The organism is Xanthomonas sp. 3307, assembly GCF_014199735.1.
GTDB classification, from domain to species: Bacteria; Pseudomonadota; Gammaproteobacteria; order Xanthomonadales; family Xanthomonadaceae; genus Xanthomonas_A; species Xanthomonas_A rydalmerensis.
Genome location: NZ_JACHOG010000006.1, coordinates 148,688 through 167,577, shown reverse-complemented (window position 1 = coordinate 167,577; position 18,890 = coordinate 148,688). Strand labels below are relative to the sequence as shown.

General features: G+C 67.7%; 20 protein-coding genes. 10 read left to right on the top strand and 10 right to left on the bottom strand.

Going from position 1 to position 18,890, the window contains the following annotated elements; genetic code table 11:
* Nucleotides 1–52 precede the first annotated feature (52 nt).
* The 7 genes from GGR64_RS15285 (at nt 53) to GGR64_RS15255 (ending at nt 5,475) form a co-directional block, all read left to right on the top strand.
* Nucleotides 53–1,255, top strand: a complete 1,203-nt coding sequence (locus tag GGR64_RS15285; protein WP_184646908.1) for an amino acid aminotransferase — start codon at nt 53–55, stop codon at nt 1,253–1,255.
* A 244-nt stretch (nt 1,256–1,499) separates the two neighbouring features.
* The gene (locus GGR64_RS15280) at nt 1,500–2,516 is read left to right on the top strand and encodes a class 1 fructose-bisphosphatase (RefSeq protein WP_184646907.1); all 1,017 of its coding nucleotides are present in this window, start codon (nt 1,500–1,502) and stop codon (nt 2,514–2,516) included.
* Nucleotides 2,517–2,770: 254 nt separating this feature from the next.
* On the top strand, nt 2,771–3,097 hold the full coding sequence (locus GGR64_RS15275; protein ID WP_184646906.1) for a hypothetical protein: 327 nt from the start codon (nt 2,771–2,773) through the stop codon (nt 3,095–3,097).
* A 39-nt stretch (nt 3,098–3,136) separates the two neighbouring features.
* Nucleotides 3,137–3,688, top strand: coding sequence for a hypothetical protein (locus GGR64_RS15270; protein WP_184646905.1), 552 nt, complete (start codon nt 3,137–3,139; stop codon nt 3,686–3,688).
* A 198-nt stretch (nt 3,689–3,886) separates the two neighbouring features.
* Entirely contained in the window at nt 3,887–4,159 is a 273-nt protein-coding gene (locus tag GGR64_RS15265) for a hypothetical protein (protein ID WP_184646904.1), read from the top strand.
* A gap of 40 nt (nt 4,160–4,199) precedes the next feature.
* On the top strand, nt 4,200–4,604 hold the full coding sequence (locus GGR64_RS15260; RefSeq protein ID WP_184646903.1) for a hypothetical protein: 405 nt from the start codon (nt 4,200–4,202) through the stop codon (nt 4,602–4,604).
* Between the two features lie 163 nt (nt 4,605–4,767).
* Entirely contained in the window at nt 4,768–5,475 is a 708-nt protein-coding gene (locus GGR64_RS15255; protein WP_160967185.1) for a 2OG-Fe(II) oxygenase, read from the top strand.
* A gap of 156 nt (nt 5,476–5,631) precedes the next feature.
* Here the strand turns inward: GGR64_RS15255 and GGR64_RS15250 are convergent, their stop codons facing one another.
* A complete protein-coding gene (locus GGR64_RS15250) occupies nt 5,632–6,717 on the bottom strand; it encodes a PA0069 family radical SAM protein (RefSeq protein WP_184646901.1) in 1,086 nt (361 codons plus the stop codon).
* Nucleotides 6,718–7,109: 392 nt separating this feature from the next.
* Here GGR64_RS15250 and cls point away from each other — a divergent pair, with 392 nt between their 5' ends.
* The 3 genes from cls to GGR64_RS15235 all read left to right on the top strand — a co-directional run bounded on the left by cls (nt 7,110) and on the right by GGR64_RS15235 (nt 9,727).
* A complete protein-coding gene (cls, locus tag GGR64_RS15245) occupies nt 7,110–8,582 on the top strand; it encodes a cardiolipin synthase (protein WP_184646900.1) in 1,473 nt (490 codons plus the stop codon).
* A 111-nt stretch (nt 8,583–8,693) separates the two neighbouring features.
* Entirely contained in the window at nt 8,694–8,960 is a 267-nt protein-coding gene (locus GGR64_RS15240; protein WP_010340662.1) for a hypothetical protein, read from the top strand.
* Between the two features lie 14 nt (nt 8,961–8,974).
* The gene (locus GGR64_RS15235) at nt 8,975–9,727 is read left to right on the top strand and encodes a pyridoxine 5'-phosphate synthase (protein ID WP_184646898.1); all 753 of its coding nucleotides are present in this window, start codon (nt 8,975–8,977) and stop codon (nt 9,725–9,727) included.
* 171 nt (nt 9,728–9,898) lie between these two features.
* Here GGR64_RS15235 and GGR64_RS15230 read toward each other — a convergent pair whose 3' ends face one another.
* From GGR64_RS15230 to gyrB, 9 genes are all read right to left on the bottom strand, one after another.
* Nucleotides 9,899–10,312 carry a biopolymer transporter ExbD gene (locus GGR64_RS15230; RefSeq protein ID WP_019799468.1) on the bottom strand — a complete coding sequence of 138 codons (414 nt, stop codon included), beginning with the start codon at nt 10,310–10,312 and terminating at the stop codon, nt 9,899–9,901.
* 306 nt (nt 10,313–10,618) lie between these two features.
* Entirely contained in the window at nt 10,619–11,032 is a 414-nt protein-coding gene (locus GGR64_RS15225) for a biopolymer transporter ExbD (protein WP_026143210.1), read from the bottom strand.
* 3 nt (nt 11,033–11,035) lie between these two features.
* Entirely contained in the window at nt 11,036–11,461 is a 426-nt protein-coding gene (locus GGR64_RS15220; protein WP_010340666.1) for a biopolymer transporter ExbD, read from the bottom strand.
* 40 nt (nt 11,462–11,501) lie between these two features.
* The gene (gene exbB / locus GGR64_RS15215; RefSeq protein WP_160967176.1) at nt 11,502–12,266 is read right to left on the bottom strand and encodes a TonB-system energizer ExbB; all 765 of its coding nucleotides are present in this window, start codon (nt 12,264–12,266) and stop codon (nt 11,502–11,504) included.
* A gap of 96 nt (nt 12,267–12,362) precedes the next feature.
* Nucleotides 12,363–12,923 (bottom strand): energy transducer TonB, encoded by a 561-nt coding sequence (locus tag GGR64_RS15210; RefSeq protein WP_184449011.1) that lies wholly within the window; start codon nt 12,921–12,923, stop codon nt 12,363–12,365.
* A gap of 266 nt (nt 12,924–13,189) precedes the next feature.
* Nucleotides 13,190–14,383, bottom strand: coding sequence for a tetratricopeptide repeat protein (locus GGR64_RS15205; protein ID WP_160967172.1), 1,194 nt, complete (start codon nt 14,381–14,383; stop codon nt 13,190–13,192).
* A gap of 147 nt (nt 14,384–14,530) precedes the next feature.
* Nucleotides 14,531–15,337 carry a M48 family metallopeptidase gene (locus GGR64_RS15200; protein WP_160967171.1) on the bottom strand — a complete coding sequence of 269 codons (807 nt, stop codon included), beginning with the start codon at nt 15,335–15,337 and terminating at the stop codon, nt 14,531–14,533.
* A 68-nt stretch (nt 15,338–15,405) separates the two neighbouring features.
* The gene (locus GGR64_RS15195; protein WP_167087948.1) at nt 15,406–16,251 is read right to left on the bottom strand and encodes a type II CAAX endopeptidase family protein; all 846 of its coding nucleotides are present in this window, start codon (nt 16,249–16,251) and stop codon (nt 15,406–15,408) included.
* A 79-nt stretch (nt 16,252–16,330) separates the two neighbouring features.
* Nucleotides 16,331–18,793 carry a DNA topoisomerase (ATP-hydrolyzing) subunit B gene (gene gyrB / locus GGR64_RS15190; RefSeq protein ID WP_160967169.1) on the bottom strand — a complete coding sequence of 821 codons (2,463 nt, stop codon included), beginning with the start codon at nt 18,791–18,793 and terminating at the stop codon, nt 16,331–16,333.
* Nucleotides 18,794–18,890 lie beyond the last annotated feature (97 nt).

Below are 18,890 nucleotides of genomic sequence, written 5' to 3'. Positions count from 1 at the left end.
CGCCGGCTCCGGTCCCCCCGGCCCCCACCTCCGCCACCGAACGAGTACCGCCGTGTCCTTCTTTGCAAACGTGGAACAGGTCCCAGGCGACCCGATCCTGGGCCTGACCGAGGCCTACAACGCCGACTCCCGCCCGACCAAGGTCAACCTGGGCGTGGGCATCTACTACGACGAAAACGGCCGCATCCCGCTGCTGCGCGCCGTGCAGCAGATCGAGCAGCAGCTGGCACAGGACGCCAAGCCGCGCGGCTACCTGCCGATCGACGGCCTGCCCGCCTACGACCTGGCCACGCAGAAACTGCTGTTCGGCGCCGAGTCGCCACTGCTGGCCGCCGGCCGCGTCGCCACCTCGCAGACCGTCGGCGGCAGCGGTGCGCTGCGCGTGGGCGCGGACCTGCTGAAGAAGCTGCTGTCCACCTCGACCATCGCCATCAGCAACCCGAGCTGGGAGAACCACCGCGCGGTGTTCGGCGCCGCCGGCTTCGACGTGGTCGAGTACACCTACTTCGATCCGGCCAGCCACGGCCTGAACTTCGACGGCATGCTCGCCGACCTGCGCCAGCTCGCGCCCGGCAGCGTGGTGCTGCTGCACGCCTGCTGCCACAACCCCACCGGCGCCGACCTGAGCCAGGCGCAGTGGCGCACCGTGGCCGAGCTGCTGAAGGAACGCAACCTGTTCCCGTTCGTGGACATCGCCTACCAGGGCTTCGACAAGGGCATCGACGCCGACGCCTACGCGGTACGCCTGCTGGCCGAGGTCGGCATCGACAGCTACGTGGTCGCCAGTTCCTACTCCAAGTCGTTCTCGCTGTACGGCGAGCGCGTCGGCGCGCTGTCGGTGGTCTCGGCCAACGCCGCCGAGAGCAAGGCGGTGCAGTCGCAGGTCAAGCGCATCATCCGCACCATCTACTCCAGCCCGTCCACGCACGGCGCCGCGCTGGTCGCCGGAGTGCTCAACAGCCCCGAACTGCGCACGATGTGGGAGCAGGAGCTGACCGAGATGCGCGAGCGCATCCACGCCCTGCGCGCCGGCATGGTGCAGAAGCTGGCGGCCCTGGGGGCGCCGGAGTTCGGCTTCATCCAGCAGCAGGCCGGCATGTTCTCGTATTCGGGCCTGAGCAAGGCGCAGGTGGACCGGCTGCGCGAGGAGTTCGGCATCTACGCGGTCGGCACCGGCCGCATCTGCGTGGCTGCGCTGAGCCAGAAGAACCTGGACTACGTGACCCAGGCCGTGGCGACCGTGCACAAGGGCTGATCGCGCGCGGAAGCATCGCAACACGAAGCCGGAAGCGCCTGCGCTTCCGGTTTTTTTGTGCCTGCGCTTGCGCGCCTGCTGTGGGGCGCTTCGGCCCCGACGCATGCCGTCCTCCGGACACGCCAATCTCCCATCGGCCATGGCGCTGCGGCGCCATTGCATGCCATCGCTCCCGCGCTAATCGAAATCTCATGCAACAGCCGCGACAATAGGCGCCTTCCTCAACGAAAGGCTGCCTGCGCCCATGTCGCGAACCTCGCTGACCCGCTTCCTGATCGAAGAACAGCACGCCGGGCGTATCGGCCCGGAGCTGCGCCAGCTCATCACGATCGTGTCCCGCGCCTGCAAGCGCATCTCCATCGCGGTCAGCAAGGGCGCCCTCGGCGGCGTGCTCGGCGACGCCGGCACCGGCAACGTGCAGGGCGAGGCGCAGAAGAAGCTGGACGTGCTCAGCAACGACATCCTGCTCGAAGCCAACGCCTGGGGCGGGCACCTGGCCGCCTGCGCCTCGGAAGAGATGGACCACTGCCAGCCGGTGCCCGACAAGTATCCCAGCGGCGATTTCCTGCTGCTGTTCGATCCCCTGGACGGCAGCTCCAACATCGACGTCAACGTCTCGGTCGGCACCATCTTCTCTGTGCTGCGCGCACCGCCGGGCACCGACAAGCCCGGCGACGAGCACTTCCTGCAGCCGGGCACCGCGCAGGTCGCCGCCGGCTACTGCATCTACGGCCCCAGCACGATGCTGGTGCTGACCCTGGGCCACGGCACCCATGCCTTCACCCTGGAGCGCGAGGAGGGCAGCTTCCTGCTGACCCAGGCCGACATGCGCATCCCCGAGGACACCGCCGAGTTCGCGATCAACATGTCCAACCAGCGCCACTGGGAAGCGCCGATGCAGCAGTACGTGGCCGACCTGCTGGCCGGCAGCGAAGGCGTGCGCGGCAAGAACTTCAACATGCGCTGGATCGCCAGCATGGTCGCCGACGTGCACCGCATCCTCACCCGCGGCGGCATCTTCATCTACCCGTGGGACAAGAAGGACCCGGGCAAGGCTGGCAAGCTGCGGCTGATGTACGAAGCCAACCCGATGGGCATGCTGGTGGAGCAGGCCGGCGGCGCCGCCAGCACCGGCCGCGCGCGCATCCTCGGCCTGCAGCCGGAACAACTGCACCAGCGCGTGCCGGTGTTCCTGGGCTCCAAGAACGAGGTGGCCGAAGCGGTGCGGTATCACCTGGAGCACGACAGCCGCCAAGGCTGAGCGTGGTTCGACAGCCGCACGTGCGGACGCCCCTGGACGATGGCGGCTGTCGCCAGCGCTGCCGTATAGTCGGTGCCGCATCGCCGGCATGGTCGCGGCGGCTGCAAGGGGAGACCGCTGCAAGTAGCGCATTGCGATCCGGAGAGATCGTCCTGGAACGACAACAGTCGCTCCGGGGCGACGTCTCGGCTCGAGGGTGCGCGCTGTCGCGGTAGCGCCGAGGCCGGTAAAAAACTCAAACAGGGGAAAATGCAATGAAACGTGTCTTCGGGCTGCTGCTGCTGCTGCTCGTCTCGGGTGTCGCCTGTGCCGACACCACGCAACAAGGGAAGATCACCCGCGTCGTGGTCGAATCCAACTACGCCTCGGTCTGGCTGGAGAACCAGCCGACCAGCAACGAATGCGCCTCCGACGGGCGCTGGGTGATCGATTTTTCCGCGGATGCCATCGCCAAGGAAAAGTATTCGGCCATCCTCTCCGCCGCCACGTCCAGGACCCAGGTCGTGCTGCAGTACACGACCAGCGAGGGCTGTGGCGGCTTCGGGGCAAAGAAGATCCACTACGTCGATCTGCTGTACTGATCGCAGGCGCACGCCGCGCCCCTGCCCGGGCGCGCGGCGATGCGGCAGGATGCAACCGAGACGAACAAGGAGGTTCCGATGCGTTGGTGCGTGATGCTGGTGGCGGGGTTGTGGAGCGGGCTGCTGTGCGCTGCCGAACCCTTTCGCATGCAGAACCTCATGCTGCTGCAACCCGAATCGGTGATGCGCGATCGCGCCGAAAACGTCGACGCGCTCGCGGCATATGTGAAGGCGCTCAATGCCACCGCGTCGCGCGAACTGGCGCGGGTCGGTGCGCCACGGCCCGCAGCCGGTTTCGTGGTCGTGGCCGTCCGCCCCGGCGGCCGTTCCCGGGTCTGGCTGGATCTGGCACCCGCACTTCCCGATGCGGTGGCGAACCCGCTGGTCACCGCATTGGAGCGCGTGCCGCCGTTCCAGGCCAAGGGCGGCGTGGTGGTGTTCGCGCTCAACGTCACGCTATGGGACGCGCCGCCGACCGAGCGCCAAGGCCCGTGGCCAGCGGCGTGGCAGCGTGCCGCCGAAGGCGAACAGTCGCCGATGGAGGTCGGCGACCTGGTCGATCGGGTTTGGCCAGCGAGTGCGGCACACTGAGGCTGCATCCACGCGTTCGCGTGCGTTCTGGCGCATGACAGATCCGTCCGCCGCGACGCCCGATTTGCACCGCCGGCGGCGCGTCGGCCATTGCCTAGCGTCCTGGCTGCGGTAGGGTAGCGGCGTCCGGCGAGCGCGGAACGCACTGATGGCCGGCGGTCGTCGCGTGCACCGGGTCGTACCGGGTGGGAGGAAACCATGAACCAGACCCTTGTCGTGCTGTTCTTCTTCGCCACCGCACCGGTCGCGCTGATGCCCACCGTCATCTCGCTGTTCACCCGCCATCGCTGGCGAAAGCGCATCGTGCTGGTCAACCTGGCGCTGTGGACTGTGCTGTTTTTCGCCGCCAGGAGCTTCACCCTGTACAACTCCAGCCGCTTCGAGCTGCCGACCCTGCTGGCGCTGGCGGTGTGGCTGGCGCTGCTGGGCATCGCGATCCGCGGTAATCCTGCGCAGTCGAAGGAACCCTAGCGGAACCCCACACCCGGCAAGCGGACCTCTCTGCATCGGCATGCGCAGCATCGCAAGCCGAGTCCAATGGGGTCAGGACCGCAGGACCTTTTCCATCCGCTACCGCAAGCCGAGCGGTGCCGAGACCGAATACGAAAAGCGCCTGGCGGCGATCAGGCATCCTGAGCTTGGCCTGAGCTATCCGCACCTCACGGTGCAGGCTTTTCTGGATGAGCGCGGCGGTCGCGTCTGCAGCGTCGCCGCGATCACCACCGAACACCTGATCCTGCAGGCGGAAAAGTTGCTTGGCTGGGGTCGTCTGGTCGACGGTTCGGATAGACGCTTCGGACTTCGACGGCTCCCGGACGGCACCGAATTCCTGTACATGCATTGGGACTATTTGCTGTTCACCGAGTTGGCCCCACACCTGACGATCTTCGAGGGAGCGGCGGCCGACGTCGGCTGAACCCGGCAGTGGCGTTCGCGGGGCGAGGTGCGCCACTGGGGGCCGACGTTTGCTGGGGCAGACCTCGGCGCGGCCGGGCATGGCAAACCGCCCTCTGCCGGCAACATGCGCACGGGCGTCCGCCATAGCTGCGGCGCCGGCAGATCGCTGGTAAGGTCGCGCGATGTCCGACACGCATCCCGATTTCATCGAAGTGTTCGAGGGCGCCATGTCCCGCGAGGACTGCGCCGCCATCCTGCGCCGCCTGCGCGGCAGCACCCAGTTGCGGCCCGGCGAGGTCGGCAGCGGCGTGTTCCCCGAGCTCAAGCGCAGCCGCGACCTGCGCATCAGCGGCCTGGAACCATGGCGCGACGTGGAACAGCGGCTGCAGCAGGCCGTCTTCGGCGGGCTGCTCGGCTATCTGCGCAAGTACCCGCAGACCCTGATCTCGCCGCTGATGCTGCAGGTGCCGGGCGCCGATGGCCAGCCGCACCGGCTCGGTGCCGACGACTTCGCCCTGCTCGACGATGCCGCGCTGTCCAACCTGGCCCGTACCTGCCTGCGCCCGGGCGCGATCAACCTGCAGTGGTACGAGGCGGGCGAGGGCGGCTATCCGTACTGGCATTGCGAGCTGTATCCGCGCGATCCGAGCGCCGAGACCCTGCACCGACACCTGCTGTGGACCCTGTACCTCAACGACGATTTCGAAGAGGGCGAGACCGAATTCCTGTTCCAGCGCCGCAAGATCGCCCCGCGTGCGGGCAGCCTGCTGATCGCCCCCACCGCCTTCACCCACACCCACCGCGGCAACCGCCCGCAGCGCGGCGACAAGTTCATCGCCACCAGCTGGATCCTGTTCCAGTCGGCGCAGGCGCTTTACGGCCGGGAGTAGGGATTGGGGATTGGGGATTCGTCAAAAGCAGGGATTGGGGATTCGAGATTGGGGATTCGTAAAAGCTGCTTTCTTGCCAGCTGGATTGCAGCGGCTGCTTCAGGCCGCCGCCGCGCCGCTCTTGCGAATCCCCAATCCCGAATCCCCAATCCCCGCTCAAAACAACTCACCCTGCGGCGACGGCGGTCGTGGTGGCAGCGGTTTGACGAAGTGGCTGCAATCCAGGCGGCGGCGCGGGGATTCGGCATAGCCCAGCCGTTTGTGCGCCAGCGCGAAGCGCCGCGCCAGCAGGTCGGCATAGACCCCTTCGCCGCGCATGCGCTTGCCGAAGGTGCTGTCGTAGTCCTTGCCGCCGCGCAGTTGCTGCACCGTGCTCATCACATGCGCGGCGCGGTCGGGATGGTGCGCCTGCAGCCAGTCGCGGAACAGCGGCGCCACCTCGTGCGGCAGGCGCAGCAGCACGTAGCCGGCGGACTCGGCGCCGGCGTCGCGGGCCGCCTCCAGCACCGCCTCCAGGGCATGGTCGTTGATCCACGGGATCACCGGCGCCACCATCACTCCGACCGGCACGCCGGCCTCGTGCAGGGTCCGCATCGCCCGCAGCCGTGCGTGCGGCGCCGAGGCGCGCGGCTCCAGCTTGGCCGATAGCCGCGGATCCAGCGAGGTCACCGAGAAGTGCACGCTGACCAGGTTATCGCGGGCCAGCGGCGCCAGCAGATCCAGGTCGCGCTCGACCAGCGCGTTCTTGGTGATCAGCGAGAACGGGTGGCGGGTCTCGGCGAAGACCTCGATCAGGCGCCGAGTCAGCTGCAGCTTGCGCTCGATCGGCTGGTAGGCGTCGGTGTTGATGCCCAGTGCGATCGGGCTGGGCACGTAGCCGGGCTTGGCCAGTTCGCGGCGCAGCAGCTCCGGGGCATTGGTCTTGGCGAACAGCCGCGTCTCGAAATCCAGCCCCGGCGACAGGTTCAGATAGGCGTGGCTGGGGCGGGCGAAGCAGTAGCTGCAGCCGTGCTCGCAACCGCGGTACGGGTTCACCGACTGCGCGAACCCCACGTCTGGCGACTGGTTGCGGCTGATGATGCTGCGCGCGGTCTCCTCGCTCACCTGGGTGCGCAGGCGCGGTTCGGCGAACTCCTCGCTGTCGTCGGGGTGCCAGCCGTCGTCCTCGGCCTGGCTGACGATCCGTTCGAAGCGGCCAGGCAGGTGGCTGCCGGCGCCGCGGCCCTTGATGGCAGTGCTCATCGGCATAGGCTACGCGCCGGCCGTCTCGGCGGATGCGACGGCGCGCGCCGGTGCGCTGAATCTTTCAGACCGATGCCTGCCGTATGGCCACATGCGCGGCTCGTGCAGGCATCGAGCGCGACGGCAACGCAGCCGATCGACGCTCCATGCCGACCGGTCGCGACGATGTCGCCGTTCGCCGGAGCGGAACCCGTCGCTCGCGAACGCGATACGACAGGCGTCACGCGGCTGCCGCGAACACGTGGCATACACCATGAAGTGCCGCGCCGGTTCGCAGAACGGGTCGCCACCAGCAAGCCCGACAGCAACCGCGCGCGATCTGGTCGGTCGCCGAAGACCCGCACCGGCATCGCCATCGCCGCAACGGCCACCGCACCCTCTAGAATCCGCCGATGCTCGTGATCGCGACTCTGCAGAACACCTGGGACCGGCTGACCGGCATCCCGCACATCGGCGCCTACGTCACCGCCGCCTACCTGCTGTACATCCTGTGGCTGAGCGGCTGGATCGTGCTGCAGAAGCGCGAGCCGGCGGCGACGCTGAGCTGGGTGCTGTCGCTGGCCGCCTTGCCCTACCTGGGCTTCGTCATCTACTACCTGCTGGGCCCACAGAAGGTGAAGCGGCAGCGCCTGCGCCGCGGCCGTTCGCGTTCGGGCATGGAGCACTACAGCAGCGTGTGTCCGCCGGACGCCGACTGCACCGAGCTGGCCAAGATCGCCCAGGCCACCACCGGCCTGGCGCCGAGCTCGGCCACCGCGGTGCAATGGCTGGTCGACGGCGCGGCCACCTACGAGGCGATCGTGCGCGACATCGGCGCGGCGCAGCACCACGTGCACCTGGAGTACTACATCTTCAACCCCGACCGCACCGGCACGCGCATCCGCGATGCGCTGGTCGAGCGCGCCCGCGCCGGCGTGCGGGTGCGCCTGCTGCTGGATGCGGTCGGCTCCTCGCAGGTGCGCAAGCGCTTCCTGCGGCCGCTGCTGGAGGCCGGCGCCGAGGTGGCCTGGTTCCATCCCACCCAGTTGCTGCGGCCGTTCAAGTTCAAGCGGCCCTGGGTCAACCTGCGCACCCACCGCAAGATCGTGGTGATCGACGGGCGCATCGCCTTCACCGGCGGCATCAACGTCACCGACGAGGAGAACGAGGCGTTGCGCGCAGACGCCTACCGCGACCTGCACGTCCGCTGCGAGGGCCACGTGGTGCGCAGCCTGCAACTGGTGTTCGTGGAGGACTGGCTGTACGCCACCCGGCAGGGCCGCGACGCCTTCGACATGGCGCGGATCTGGCCCAACGACATGCCCAGCCGCGACGCCGGCACCATCCAGGCGCAGGTGCTGGTGTCGGGGCCGGACTCGTCGTGGGAGAGCATCCATCGCCTGCAGGTCGCATCGATCTACGAGGCGCAACGGCGGGTGTGGCTGGTCACGCCGTATTTCGTGCCGGGCGAGGCCGCGCGCATGGCGCTGACCTCGGCGGCGCTGGGCGGGCTGGACGTGCGCCTGCTGGTGCCCAAGCGCAGCGACTCGCGGCTGGTGACGCTGGCCGCGCGTTCGTACTTCGACGAACTGCTGCAGGCCGGCGTGCGGATCTACGAGTACGGCCCGCGCATGCTGCACACCAAGGCGCTGATCACCGACGAGGACCTGTGCCTGGTCGGCAGCGCCAATTTCGACAATCGCAGTTTCCGGCTCAACTTCGAGGTCGCCACGCTGTTCCGCGACCGCGGGCTGACCCGGCAGCTAGCCGAACTGCTGGAAGGCGAGATGGCCGACGCGGTGCGCGTGCGCGACGACCGCAAGCGCTCGCTGTGGCGCTACCGGTTGCCGGAGGCGGTGGCGCGACTGACCTCGCCGCTGTTGTAGCCGCGACCATCGTGGTGCCCCCGGCGCCCGGACCGTGGCGCGCCGGCCGCGCACCACGTGGAACCGGCACGCCCGGCGGCGCTACACTGCGCCATCCTTGGGGAGATCGTCATGTACTGGCTCTTTCTGCCGCTCGCGCTGGGTGCTTTCGTTCTGGCGTTCACGACGCCGCACATGTGGTTGCTGGTGGTGAGCCTGCTGGCCGCCCTGGCCTTCCTGCTGGCCTGGGCACGCGGCTGGTACGTGGCCAAGATCGGCGACGCCAGCCAGCGCGACGCGATGCCGATGATCGATCCGGCCGAACTGCGCCGGCTGCGCGAGCAGGCCGAGGCGCGCCGCGCTGCGGCCGCCGCCAGCGACGACGCCGCGGCGCCGTAAGCGGCAGGCCGGCGATGACCAAGCTCAGCGTCAACGTCAACAAGATCGCGGTGCTGCGCAATTCGCGCGGCGGCGATCTGCCCAGCGTGCTCGAGGCCGCGCGTACGTGCCTGGATGCCGGTGCGCACGGCATCACCGTGCACCCGCGCCCGGATCGACGCCACATCCATGCCGAGGATGTGCTGGCGCTGGCCGCGCTGACCCGCGAGCGCGGCGTCGAATTCAACATCGAGGGCAATCCGTTCGCCCCGCCGCGGCCCGGCTACCCGGGGCTGATCGCGCTGTGCGCGCAGGCCCGCCCCGCGCAGGCCACCCTGGTGCCCGATGGCGACGGACAGCTCACCTCCGATCATGGCTTCGACTTCGGCCGCGACAGTGCGCGGCTGCGCCCGCTGATCGCCGAACTGAAGGCGCTGGGCTGCCGCGTCAGTCTCTTCGTCGATGCCGACAATCCTGACCTGGCGGTGGCGGCCGAACTGGGCGCCGACCGCATCGAGCTCTACACCGGCCCCTATGCCGCCGCGTGGGACGAGGGCGACAGCGCCGCGGCGGCGCCCTTCGCGGCCGCCGCACGCCGCGCCCAGGCCGCCGGACTGGGCGTCAACGCCGGCCACGACCTGGCCCAGGCCAACCTCGGCGCGTTCCTGGCGAACGTGCCGCAGGTGCTGGAAGTGTCGATCGGCCACGCGCTGATCGGCGAGGCGCTGTACGCCGGGCTCGATGCGACGGTGAAGGCCTATCTGGCGGTTCTGGACGCGAACCGGTAGTCGCTTAGACCCGAGCTGCGCTGCCCTGAGCGCAGCCGCATGCGGCGACCGCCGCACAACGTCCGCGATGCGCGTGAAACGAGGCTCGGCACGCCACCGGGCTGGAGTCCGACAAGCGCAGAACCTCACGCGCGCCAGCATCGCTGCTGACGCGCGCTACAGCCGCGCCGACTAGTGCGCCTGGACGAAACCGATCCGTTGCACGTCGGCGTTCTTCGCCGCCGCAAGCACCTTGGCCATCGACGCGTACTCCGCATCCGGGCTGGCGTCGATGCGCAGCTCGGGCGGGTTGCCGGCCGCCTGCGCCATCGCCTCCTGCAGGCGCGGCTGCAGATCGCGCAAGGGCAGCGGCGCGGCGTTCCAGAACAGCTGGCCGCTGGCATCCAGACGCAACTGGATCGGGTCGGGCGGCGGCAAAGGCGTGGATGGCGCCGACGTTCGTTGCGGCAGGTCCATGGTGATCGTGCGCGTCAGCATCGGCGCGGTGACGATGAAGATGATCAACAGCACCAGCATCACATCGACCAGCGGGGTGACATTGATCTCCGCCAGCGGTCCCCGATTCCCTGCAGCACTGAACGCCATGGCCAGCCTCCTGTGGGTGTGGTGTCGCGGACCCAGCCTACACCCGCACCGCGGCGGTGTGCGAGGGGCGGTGTGGTCTGGCTTTGCCGCGGGCTTCGAACCAATGCGGTCGCTCGGGCGCAGATGCCGTCAGCCGCGCGATGTGTACAGCGAGGCGGACGGCGCATCGCGCTGGACCACACGGCGACAGCGTCGAATGGGCAGACAGCAGGCAATCGACGCGCATAAAAAAACGCCACCGTTGCCGGTGGCGTTTGCAGTCGCGTCATGACTGAGGTGTTGCGGTGAAGCGAATTGCGGTGAAGCTTATTGCTGCACGAAGCCGATCTTCTTCATGTCCGAATTCTTGGCGGCGGCCAGCACCTTGGCCATCACTTCGTACTCGGAATCCGGATTGGCATCGATGCGCAGTTCCGGCTGGTTGGTCGGATCGCGCTGGACTTCGTTTTCCATCATCTGCGGGAGCGCAGTCACTGCCACCGGGCTGTTGTTCCAGAACACCTGGTTCGACGCATCGATCCGCAGATCAATCGGCGGTGGCGGATCGCGCAACTGCGGCGGCGGGTTGATGACCCGCTGCGGCAGATCCACGTCGATCGGGTAGGTCATGATCGGCGCGGTCACGATGAAGATGATCAACAGCACCAGCATCACGTCGACCAGCGGCGTGACGTTGATGTCGGCCATGGGACCACGGCCGCCTCCTGAGCTGAACGCCATGGCTCAGTTCCCCTTCTCTTTGGTCGCAACGAAACCGACGTCCAGCATGCCCTGACTCTGCGCGATCTTGGTGATCTCGTTGATCGTGCGCATCTTGGTGGTGCGGTCGCCACGCAGGTTGAGCGGCGGCTGCGGGGTCTGCTGTGCGGCGGTCGAGAAGCGCGACTCCAGGGCTTCCTTGGAGATCGGCTCATCGTTCCAATACAGCGACCCGTCTTCCTTGACCGCCAGCGTGATCGGATTCGAACGCTTGTCGTCCTTGTCCGGATCCTGCTTCAAGTTGGCTTGGGGCAGTTCCACCTTGACCTTGTGGGACATCAGCGGTGCCGTGATGATGAAGATGATCAGCAGCACCAGCATCACGTCCACGAGGGGCGTGACGTTGATGTCGGCCATGGGGCCGCCGCTGTTACCACTACTGAAAGCCATAACGGGCTCCGTTAACGTTGCGTGGACGACTTAGCCGGGATCAGCGAACGCGCGAGCCGGTGGCGAAGAAGTCGTGCAGGTCGTGAGCAAAGGTGTCGAACTTGGCGATCACCGAGCTGTTGACCTTGCTGAAGAAGTTGAAAGCGAACACGGCCGGGATCGCGACGAACAGACCGATCGCGGTCATGATCAGCGCTTCACCGACCGGGCCGGCCACGGCGTCGATCGAGGCGGAGCCGGTGGCACCGATCTTGATCAGCGCGCCGTAGATGCCCCACACGGTACCCAGCAGACCGACGAACGGCGCGGTCGCACCGACGGTCGCCAGCAGGGTCATGCCCGACTGCAGCTTGGTGCTTTCGCGGGTCACGGCCTGGCGCAGGGCGCGGTCGACGAACTCCGAACGGCTCAGGGTCTCGCCCAGGCCATTGCCGGCACCGGCTTCGGCGCGCTGGTGGTGCGCGGCGGCCTGCGCAGCGTCCAGGGCGATCTTGGAGAACGGCTCGGAAGCCGGCTGCTCTTCCATCGCACGGATGGCGTCCTGCGCGTTCGGGGTGTCCCAGAACAGGCTGGTGACGCGGTCGGCCTGGCTCTTCAGGCGGGTGGCGCGGAAGATGTTGATGATCGTCCAGTACCAGGACGAGGCCGACATGATGATGAGGGTGATGAGCACCACCCAGGAGACGGCGAAGTCACCCGGCTTGGAGGTCATTTCGGTGATGAGGTGCTCGAAGCCCATCTGCGACAGGGCGTTCGACGCGTTGTTGCCCCCCGCAGCGGCGGCAATGAAAATTTCCTGCAGCATGACGCGTACCTTTGTTGTGTGTGGTGGTGATGAGGGTGGTGCAAAGAGTAGACAGGGCGGGTGGACCTGCGGTGCGCAGGCCCACGTGCCTTTGTATCAGTTCAGCGCGAAGTTGACCGGGACGCGGACGCGGCCGGCGGTCTTCTGTCCATTGGCCGTAGCGGCGTTGAATCGCCACTTGCGCGCTGCTTCCATGGCGGCGCGGTCCAGGTCGCGGTTGCGGCTGGATTTTTCGACGGCAACGTTCGTCACGTTACCATTCGCATCGACATCGATGATCAGGATCACCTCGCCCTGCGCACCCGAGCGGAAGGCGGCCGGCGGATACTTCGGCGGATTCATGTTCTTCGACGAGATATCGACGCTGGCGCCGATGTCGGTCGGCTGCGACGGCGGCGCGGGCGGCGACGGCGGGGTGGCCACGTCGTTCGGGCGCGGTTCCGGCACGTCGATCACCGGGGCCTCCGGCGGCGGCGGCAGCGGGGTCGGCTTCGGCGGCGCCAGGTTCTTCACCGGCGGCGGTGGCGTTTCCGGCGGCTTCGGCGGCGGCGGCGGCGGCGGGGGAGGCGGCGGCGGTGCGTCCACCAGGGTGACCATGATGTTGCGTTCCTTCTCCGCCACTGCCTTGGGCGCAACGGCTGGAATCAGCAGCAACATCAGCGCTGCAAGGTGCAGCGCGATTACGAAGGCAATACCGATGATGCGCGGCCAGCTGAGGCCGGAGGCGTCATCTTTGTCGTAATGCCGATGGATGACCAGTTGTTCCGTCATGCGCCAATGACTCGATTAATGGGGGGCGGATTTCGCTGTGGAGCGGAACCCAAGTTCACGCGGGGATGACACCGCAGGAACCTCCAAGCTTATACCAATCCCTGTTACCTGCACTACTTTCAGCACTGGTCGTCGGGGGCTTTTTTTGCGTGCTACTTCAGGTTGATGATCTTCTTAGCGTCTTCCGGCTTTTTGACGCCCTTGGCCAGTGCCTGCTGCGCGGCCTGCTTGGCTTCGGCAATGCGGCCTTCCGAATGCAGCACCTTGGCCAGGTTCAGATAGGTTTCGCCGTCCTTGGACAGCGGCGCGGCCTTCTGCCAGTTCTCGATCGCCTGCGGCAGCTGGTCGGTGTAGTAGTACGACTGCGCCAGGGCGAGGTAGGTCTGGTAGTCCGGCTTCAGAATGCCCTTCTGCATGCCTTCGTTGATGACCCCGATGACGTCCTTTTCGTGGCCCTCGGTGTTGGCGTAGATCGAGTACAGCTGCTTGTATTCCTTCTCGTCGGTCAACTGACCGGCGGCACGCAGCTTGTCCATCACCGCTGCGGCCTTGTCCATCTGGTCGGCCTGCATGTACATGCTGGCCAGGTTGAGCTGGGTCTTCTTGTCGTTGGGCGACTTGGCGGCCAGCGCCTCGGCGGCCTTGACCGCCTCACCGGTCTGGCCGGCTTCGGCGTAGGACGCCATCAGCAGCTGGTTCCAGCTGTCCTTCGGCTCCGGCGAGGCGGCGATCGCCTGCTTCAGCACGGGGATCGCTTCCTGGTAGCGCTGCGCCTGGTACAGGGCCTGGCCCTTGAGGATCAGGTCTTCCGGGCGGGTCGACTTGGACTCGGCGAGGAACTTGTCCAGCGAGGCCAGGCCTTCGGCGGTCTGGTCGTCCTGCAGCTGCAACTGCGCCAGCATCAGCATCGACTGGAAGTGGCCGTTGTTGTCCAGGCCGTTGAACTGGATCGCCTGCTTCAGGTACGCCTGCGCGGCCTTGCTGTCGTCGAGGTTGTAGGCGGCCTGCGCGGCCAGCTGCGCGGCCAGCGACTTGTCGTACTCGTTGGCGCCGCTGTTGGCCAGGATCTCATCGGCCTGGGTGCGCACCGATGCGTAGTCCTCGCCCTTGTTGTAGGTGTCGATCAGCTTCTGCAGCTTGCTGCCGAGCTTGGACGACGGCTTGCCGTTGGGCTCCTTGCGCTCGGCGTTGGGGAACAGCACCGCCGCCTTCTCGGTCTTCGCGTTGCGCGAGGAGCGGTGGTCGGAGCGATCGCTCTGCGCTGCGGCATCGGTCACCACCGCGCCACCGAGGGCACCTGCGATCACCAGGGACAACAACGCTTGCTTGCGGATGCGGAATTTCATGGGTCACCTCGGTGGAAACCGCCCGGAGCGGCACGGAAGACGGAGCGGCCATTCCTCGGCCGAGCCAGCAAACCTATCAGAAACCTGTACGCCGTGAAAACGTTTTTAGATGCGTTTTCCGTGACAGGCGCGGGGACGACGACCGACTCAGCCGCACTTGGGCGTCCTGCCGGCGCTGCGCGCCTGCGCATACACCGGCTCGAGCGCGGCGACGTCGCGCTGCAGTTCGCCGATGCGTGCACTGGGATCGGGGTGGGTGGAGAGCCATTGCGGCGGACGATCGCCGCCGGCGGCCATCATGTTCTTCCACAGATCCACCGCTTGCGCCGGATCGAACCCGGCCTGCGCCATCAGGCGCTGGCCGACGATGTCCGCCTCGGTTTCCTGCTGGCGCGAGCCCGGCAGCAGGAACAGCGTCTGTGCCGTCATGCCGCCGACCTGGCCGACGGTGTCGGCCGCGCCCTGGCCGTAGCGCGCGCCGGCCAGCGCGCCGATCACGCTCAGGCCCGCCTGCGCGCCGAGCTGGCGGGTGATGCGTTCTTCGTGGTGGCGCGAGATGACGTGGCCGATCTCGTGGCCGAGCACGGCGGCGAGCTGGTCCTGGTTCTTGGCCACGCTGAAGATGCCGCTGTTGACCCCGACCTTGCCGCCGGGCAGGGCGAACGCGTTGGGTTCCTTGTCGTTGAACAGCGCGGTTTCCCAGCCGGTGCCACGCCATTCGGCGGGCAACTGCGCGACCAGCGTGTTGACCACGCAGCGCACGTAGGCGTTGCGCTTGGGATCGGTGTCCAGCTGTTCCTTGGCCTTGGCTTCGGCGAACGCCTGCGCGCCCATCTGGTCGAGTTGTTGTTGCGAGATGCCGCCCACGACCTGGGTCCGCCCGGTTGGCGATGTCGTCGTCGCACACGCTGCCAGCAGCATCGCAAGCGACGCGCCAAGTACCACTTGCTTCATACGGTCCCCCCTCCTAACACGCGTCGCAGTGTGGGGGGCCGTGTCTTAACATTTCGTCAAACAAACCTTCAGGTTGCGCCAAACCAATAGAGGCCGGCGACCGCGAGGGCGTTGTTGAGCCCGTGCGCGGCGATCGGCGCCCACAAGGTGCCGGTGCGCTTGTACAGCCAGGCGAACGCCGCGCCCATGCCGCCATAGACCAGCCACAGCTGTGCGGTTGCGGCCAGGCTGTTGCCGGTAGTCCCCGGCACCTCGTGCACCAGGGCGAAGGCAGCGCCGCTGAGCAGCATGCCCAGCCGCGGCCGGCCGGCATCCCACAGCCGCCCGAACAGCACGCGACGGAACAGCAGTTCTTCGTAGGCTGGAGCGATCACCACCGCGAACACGATCAGGAACAGCGGCATCTGCGCCATCGCTTCCTGCATCAGCGGCAGGTTGGTCGGCACCGGCTTGATGCCGATCTGCGCGGCCAGCGCGGAGATCACCGCGCTGCCGAAGAACACCCCGGCCGCGACCAGCAGCACCCAGCCCCAGGTCGACGGGAGGCGCGCGGCCTGCCATGAGGCGCGACGCTCGGCGGCGTTGGCCGGCCGCCGCAGGAAGTACAGCAGCAGCGCCGCGGACAGGGTGCTGACCAGGGCGATCAACAGCTGCGCCAGCGCGCCCGGCTGGCCGACCTGCTGCGCGACCAGCGCAGCCAGGCGATCGGCAGGGATGCCCTGCGCCTTCAACTCCATGGCCAGCTGGGCGCCGCGGATCACGCCCCAGACCAGGCCGCACAGCACGCTCACCGCCAGCAGCACCACCGCCGCCAGCAGCACGTCGAGGAAGAAACCGAGGATCGGCCGGCGCGGGCGGGCCGGCGGCGTGGAAGGCAACGGCAGCGGGGGGACGGGCAACGGCGGTGCGGTCATCGCGATCCAGGGCGGAAGCGGGCGGAAGGCACAACGGGACGCCCGCCCCGGCGCAGGCCAGGGGCGGGAACCGCCGCGGTCAGATGTCGAGGTTGGCGACCTTCAGCGCGTTTTCCTCGATGAAGTCGCGGCGCGGTTCGACCACATCGCCCATCAAGGTGCTGAAGATCTGGTCGGCGGCGACCGCGTCCTCGATGCGCACCTGCAGCAGGCGGCGCGTGTCGGGGTTCACCGTGGTCTCCCACAGCTGCTCGGCGTTCATTTCGCCCAGGCCCTTGAAGCGCTGGATCTGGCGGCCCTTCTTGGCTTCTTCGAACAGCCAGGCATGCGCCTGGGCGAAGCTGCTGATGGCCTGGGCCTTGTTGCCGCGCACGATCTGCGCGCCCTCGCGCACCAGCCCATGCAGGGCCAGCGCGACCTCGCGCAGAGCCCGCAGTTCGCCGCTCTCGAAGGCGGCCATCGGCACCCAGCTGGTGAGTTCTTCGCCCATGTGGCGACGGATCACCTTCAACATCGCCGGCTTCTGCTCGTTGCCGCGTTCGAAGTGCAGCGCGTAGCGCGCCGAGCCCAGGCTGCCGCGGTTGAGCACCGCCTGCAGCGCGTCCAGGCTCGGATGCGCCTCGCCCTCGGCCTCGAGCTGGGCCACGTCCAGCGGCGGCAGGTCGATCAGCGCGGTCAGCAGCGCCGGGTCGTAGCGGTGCGCATTGCGCGCCACCGCCTCGTTGGCGCTGGCGAACAGCAGCAGCAGCTTCTCCAGCGCCGCACCGGTGATCGGCGGCTCGTTGTTGGCCGGGACCAGCGCCGCGCCTTCGACCGCACTGCTGGCCAGGTAGGCGTTGAGCGCGTTGTCGTCCTTCAGGTACAGCTCCTGCTTGCCCTGCTTGAGCCGGTACAGCGGCGGCAGGCCGATGTAGACGTAGCCGCGCTCGATCAGCTCCGGCATCTGCCGGTAGAAGAAGGTCAGCAGCAGGGTGCGGATGTGCGCGCCGTCGACGTCGGCGTCGGTCATGATGATGATGCGGTGGTAGCGCAGCTTGTCCGGGTTGTATTCGTCGCGGCCGATGCCGGTGCCCAGCGCGGTGATCAGCGTGCCGACCTGGTCGGAGGACAGCATGCGGTCGAAGCGCGCGCGCTCGACGTTGAGGATCTTGCCGCGCAGCGGCAGCACCGCCTGGTTCTTGCGGTTGCGGCCCTGCTTGGCCGAGCCGCCCGCCGAGTCGCCCTCGACGATGAACAGCTCCGACAGCGCCGGATCCTTTTCCTGGCAGTCGGCCAGCTTGCCGGGCAGGCCGGCGATGTCCAGCGCGCCCTTACGACGGGTGAGGTCTCTCGCCTTGCGCGCGGCCTCGCGGGCGCGGGCGGCATCGACGATCTTGCCGGCGATGGCCTTGGCCTCGTTGGGGTTCTCCTGCAGGAACTCCTCCAGACGCGCACCGAAGGCGTTTTCCACCGCCGGGCGCACGTCGGAGCTGACCAGCTTTTCCTTGGTCTGGCTGGAGAAGCTCGGATCCGGCACCTTCACCGACAGCACCGCGATCATGCCTTCGCGCATGTCGTCGCCGGTCAGGTTGATCTTGGCCTGCTTGGCGATGCCGTTCTGCTCGATGTAGGTGTTGAGCACGCGGGTCAGCGCGCCGCGGAAGCCGGCCAGGTGGGTACCGCCGTCCTTCTGCGGGATGTTGTTGGTGAAGCAGTACATCGTCTCCTGGTAGGAGTCGGTCCACTGCAGCGCCACGTCCACGGTGATGCCGTTGTGCTCGCCGGTGACCGAGATCACATTCGGGTGCAGCGGGGTCTTCAGCTGCGCCAGGTGCTCGACGAAGCTGCGGATGCCGCCCTCGTAGTGGAAATCGTCGCGGCGGCCCTCTCCACGCTCGTCGGCGAGCACGATCTTGACCCCGGAATTGAGGAAGGACAGCTCGCGCAGGCGCCGGGCCAGGATGTCGTAGTGGTACTCCACGTTGTTGTGGAAGGCCACCACCGAGGGCCAGAAGCGCACGGTGGTGCCGCGCTTGCTGGTTTCGCCCAGTTTCGCCAGCGGGGCCACGGCCGCGCCGTTGCTGAATTCCTGCTGGTAGTGGAAGCCACCCTGGAACACGTCCAGCAGCAGCTTCTCCGACAGCGCATTGACCACGCTGACGCCCACGCCGTGCAGGCCGCCGGAGACCTTGTAGCTGTTGTCGTCGAACTTGCCGCCGGCGTGCAGGACGGTCATCACCACCTCGGCGGCGGAGACCTCGCGCCCGAGCTTGGCGCTCATCTGCGCGTGCTTGCCGACCGGGATGCCGCGGCCATTGTCGGACACCGACACCGAACCGTCGGCGTGGATGGTCACCGCGACATGGTCGGCATGCCCGGCCAGGGCTTCGTCGATCGAGTTGTCGACGACCTCGAACACCATGTGATGCAGACCGGTGCCGTCATGGACGTCGCCGATGTACATGCCGGGCCGCTTGCGGACCGCCTCCAGGCCTTCCAGGGCGGTGATGCTGTTGGCGTCGTAGTTGCCGTTGCTGGGCGGGGTGTTCTGTTCGTCGGTCATGCGGGTGCCGTAGGCTCCACGAGGCGGCGAAGACAGGCCGGGGCCGGTTCGCGCCGCTGGATAGGGGATTGGCGGAAATTATAGCAGCCCGGGCGGC

Excerpts from the sequence above, each read along its gene's own strand:
- GGR64_RS15255 (WP_160967185.1), top strand. The coding sequence starts at position 4,768 with ATGTCCGACACGCATCCCGATTTCATCGAAGTGTTCGAGGGCGCCATG.
- GGR64_RS15275 (WP_184646906.1), top strand. The coding sequence starts at position 2,771 with ATGAAACGTGTCTTCGGGCTGCTGCTGCTGCTGCTCGTCTCGGGTGTC.
- GGR64_RS15220 (WP_010340666.1), bottom strand. The coding sequence starts at position 11,461 with ATGGCTTTCAGTAGTGGTAACAGCGGCGGCCCCATGGCCGACATCAAC.
- GGR64_RS15230 (WP_019799468.1), bottom strand. The coding sequence starts at position 10,312 with ATGGCGTTCAGTGCTGCAGGGAATCGGGGACCGCTGGCGGAGATCAAT.
- exbB (WP_160967176.1), bottom strand. The coding sequence starts at position 12,266 with ATGCTGCAGGAAATTTTCATTGCCGCCGCTGCGGGGGGCAACAACGCG.
- GGR64_RS15210 (WP_184449011.1), bottom strand. The coding sequence starts at position 12,923 with ATGTTGCTGCTGATTCCAGCCGTTGCGCCCAAGGCAGTGGCGGAGAAG.
- GGR64_RS15280 (WP_184646907.1), top strand. The coding sequence starts at position 1,500 with ATGTCGCGAACCTCGCTGACCCGCTTCCTGATCGAAGAACAGCACGCC.
- GGR64_RS15195 (WP_167087948.1), bottom strand. The coding sequence starts at position 16,251 with ATGACCGCACCGCCGTTGCCCGTCCCCCCGCTGCCGTTGCCTTCCACG.
- GGR64_RS15270 (WP_184646905.1), top strand. The coding sequence starts at position 3,137 with ATGCGGCAGGATGCAACCGAGACGAACAAGGAGGTTCCGATGCGTTGG.
- GGR64_RS15250 (WP_184646901.1), bottom strand. The coding sequence starts at position 6,717 with ATGAGCACTGCCATCAAGGGCCGCGGCGCCGGCAGCCACCTGCCTGGC.
- GGR64_RS15205 (WP_160967172.1), bottom strand. The coding sequence starts at position 14,383 with ATGAAATTCCGCATCCGCAAGCAAGCGTTGTTGTCCCTGGTGATCGCA.
- GGR64_RS15225 (WP_026143210.1), bottom strand. The coding sequence starts at position 11,032 with ATGGCGTTCAGCTCAGGAGGCGGCCGTGGTCCCATGGCCGACATCAAC.
- GGR64_RS15260 (WP_184646903.1), top strand. The coding sequence starts at position 4,200 with ATGCGCAGCATCGCAAGCCGAGTCCAATGGGGTCAGGACCGCAGGACC.
- cls (WP_184646900.1), top strand. The coding sequence starts at position 7,110 with ATGCTCGTGATCGCGACTCTGCAGAACACCTGGGACCGGCTGACCGGC.
- GGR64_RS15200 (WP_160967171.1), bottom strand. The coding sequence starts at position 15,337 with ATGAAGCAAGTGGTACTTGGCGCGTCGCTTGCGATGCTGCTGGCAGCG.
- GGR64_RS15235 (WP_184646898.1), top strand. The coding sequence starts at position 8,975 with ATGACCAAGCTCAGCGTCAACGTCAACAAGATCGCGGTGCTGCGCAAT.
- GGR64_RS15265 (WP_184646904.1), top strand. The coding sequence starts at position 3,887 with ATGAACCAGACCCTTGTCGTGCTGTTCTTCTTCGCCACCGCACCGGTC.
- gyrB (WP_160967169.1), bottom strand. The coding sequence starts at position 18,793 with ATGACCGACGAACAGAACACCCCGCCCAGCAACGGCAACTACGACGCC.
- GGR64_RS15240 (WP_010340662.1), top strand. The coding sequence starts at position 8,694 with ATGTACTGGCTCTTTCTGCCGCTCGCGCTGGGTGCTTTCGTTCTGGCG.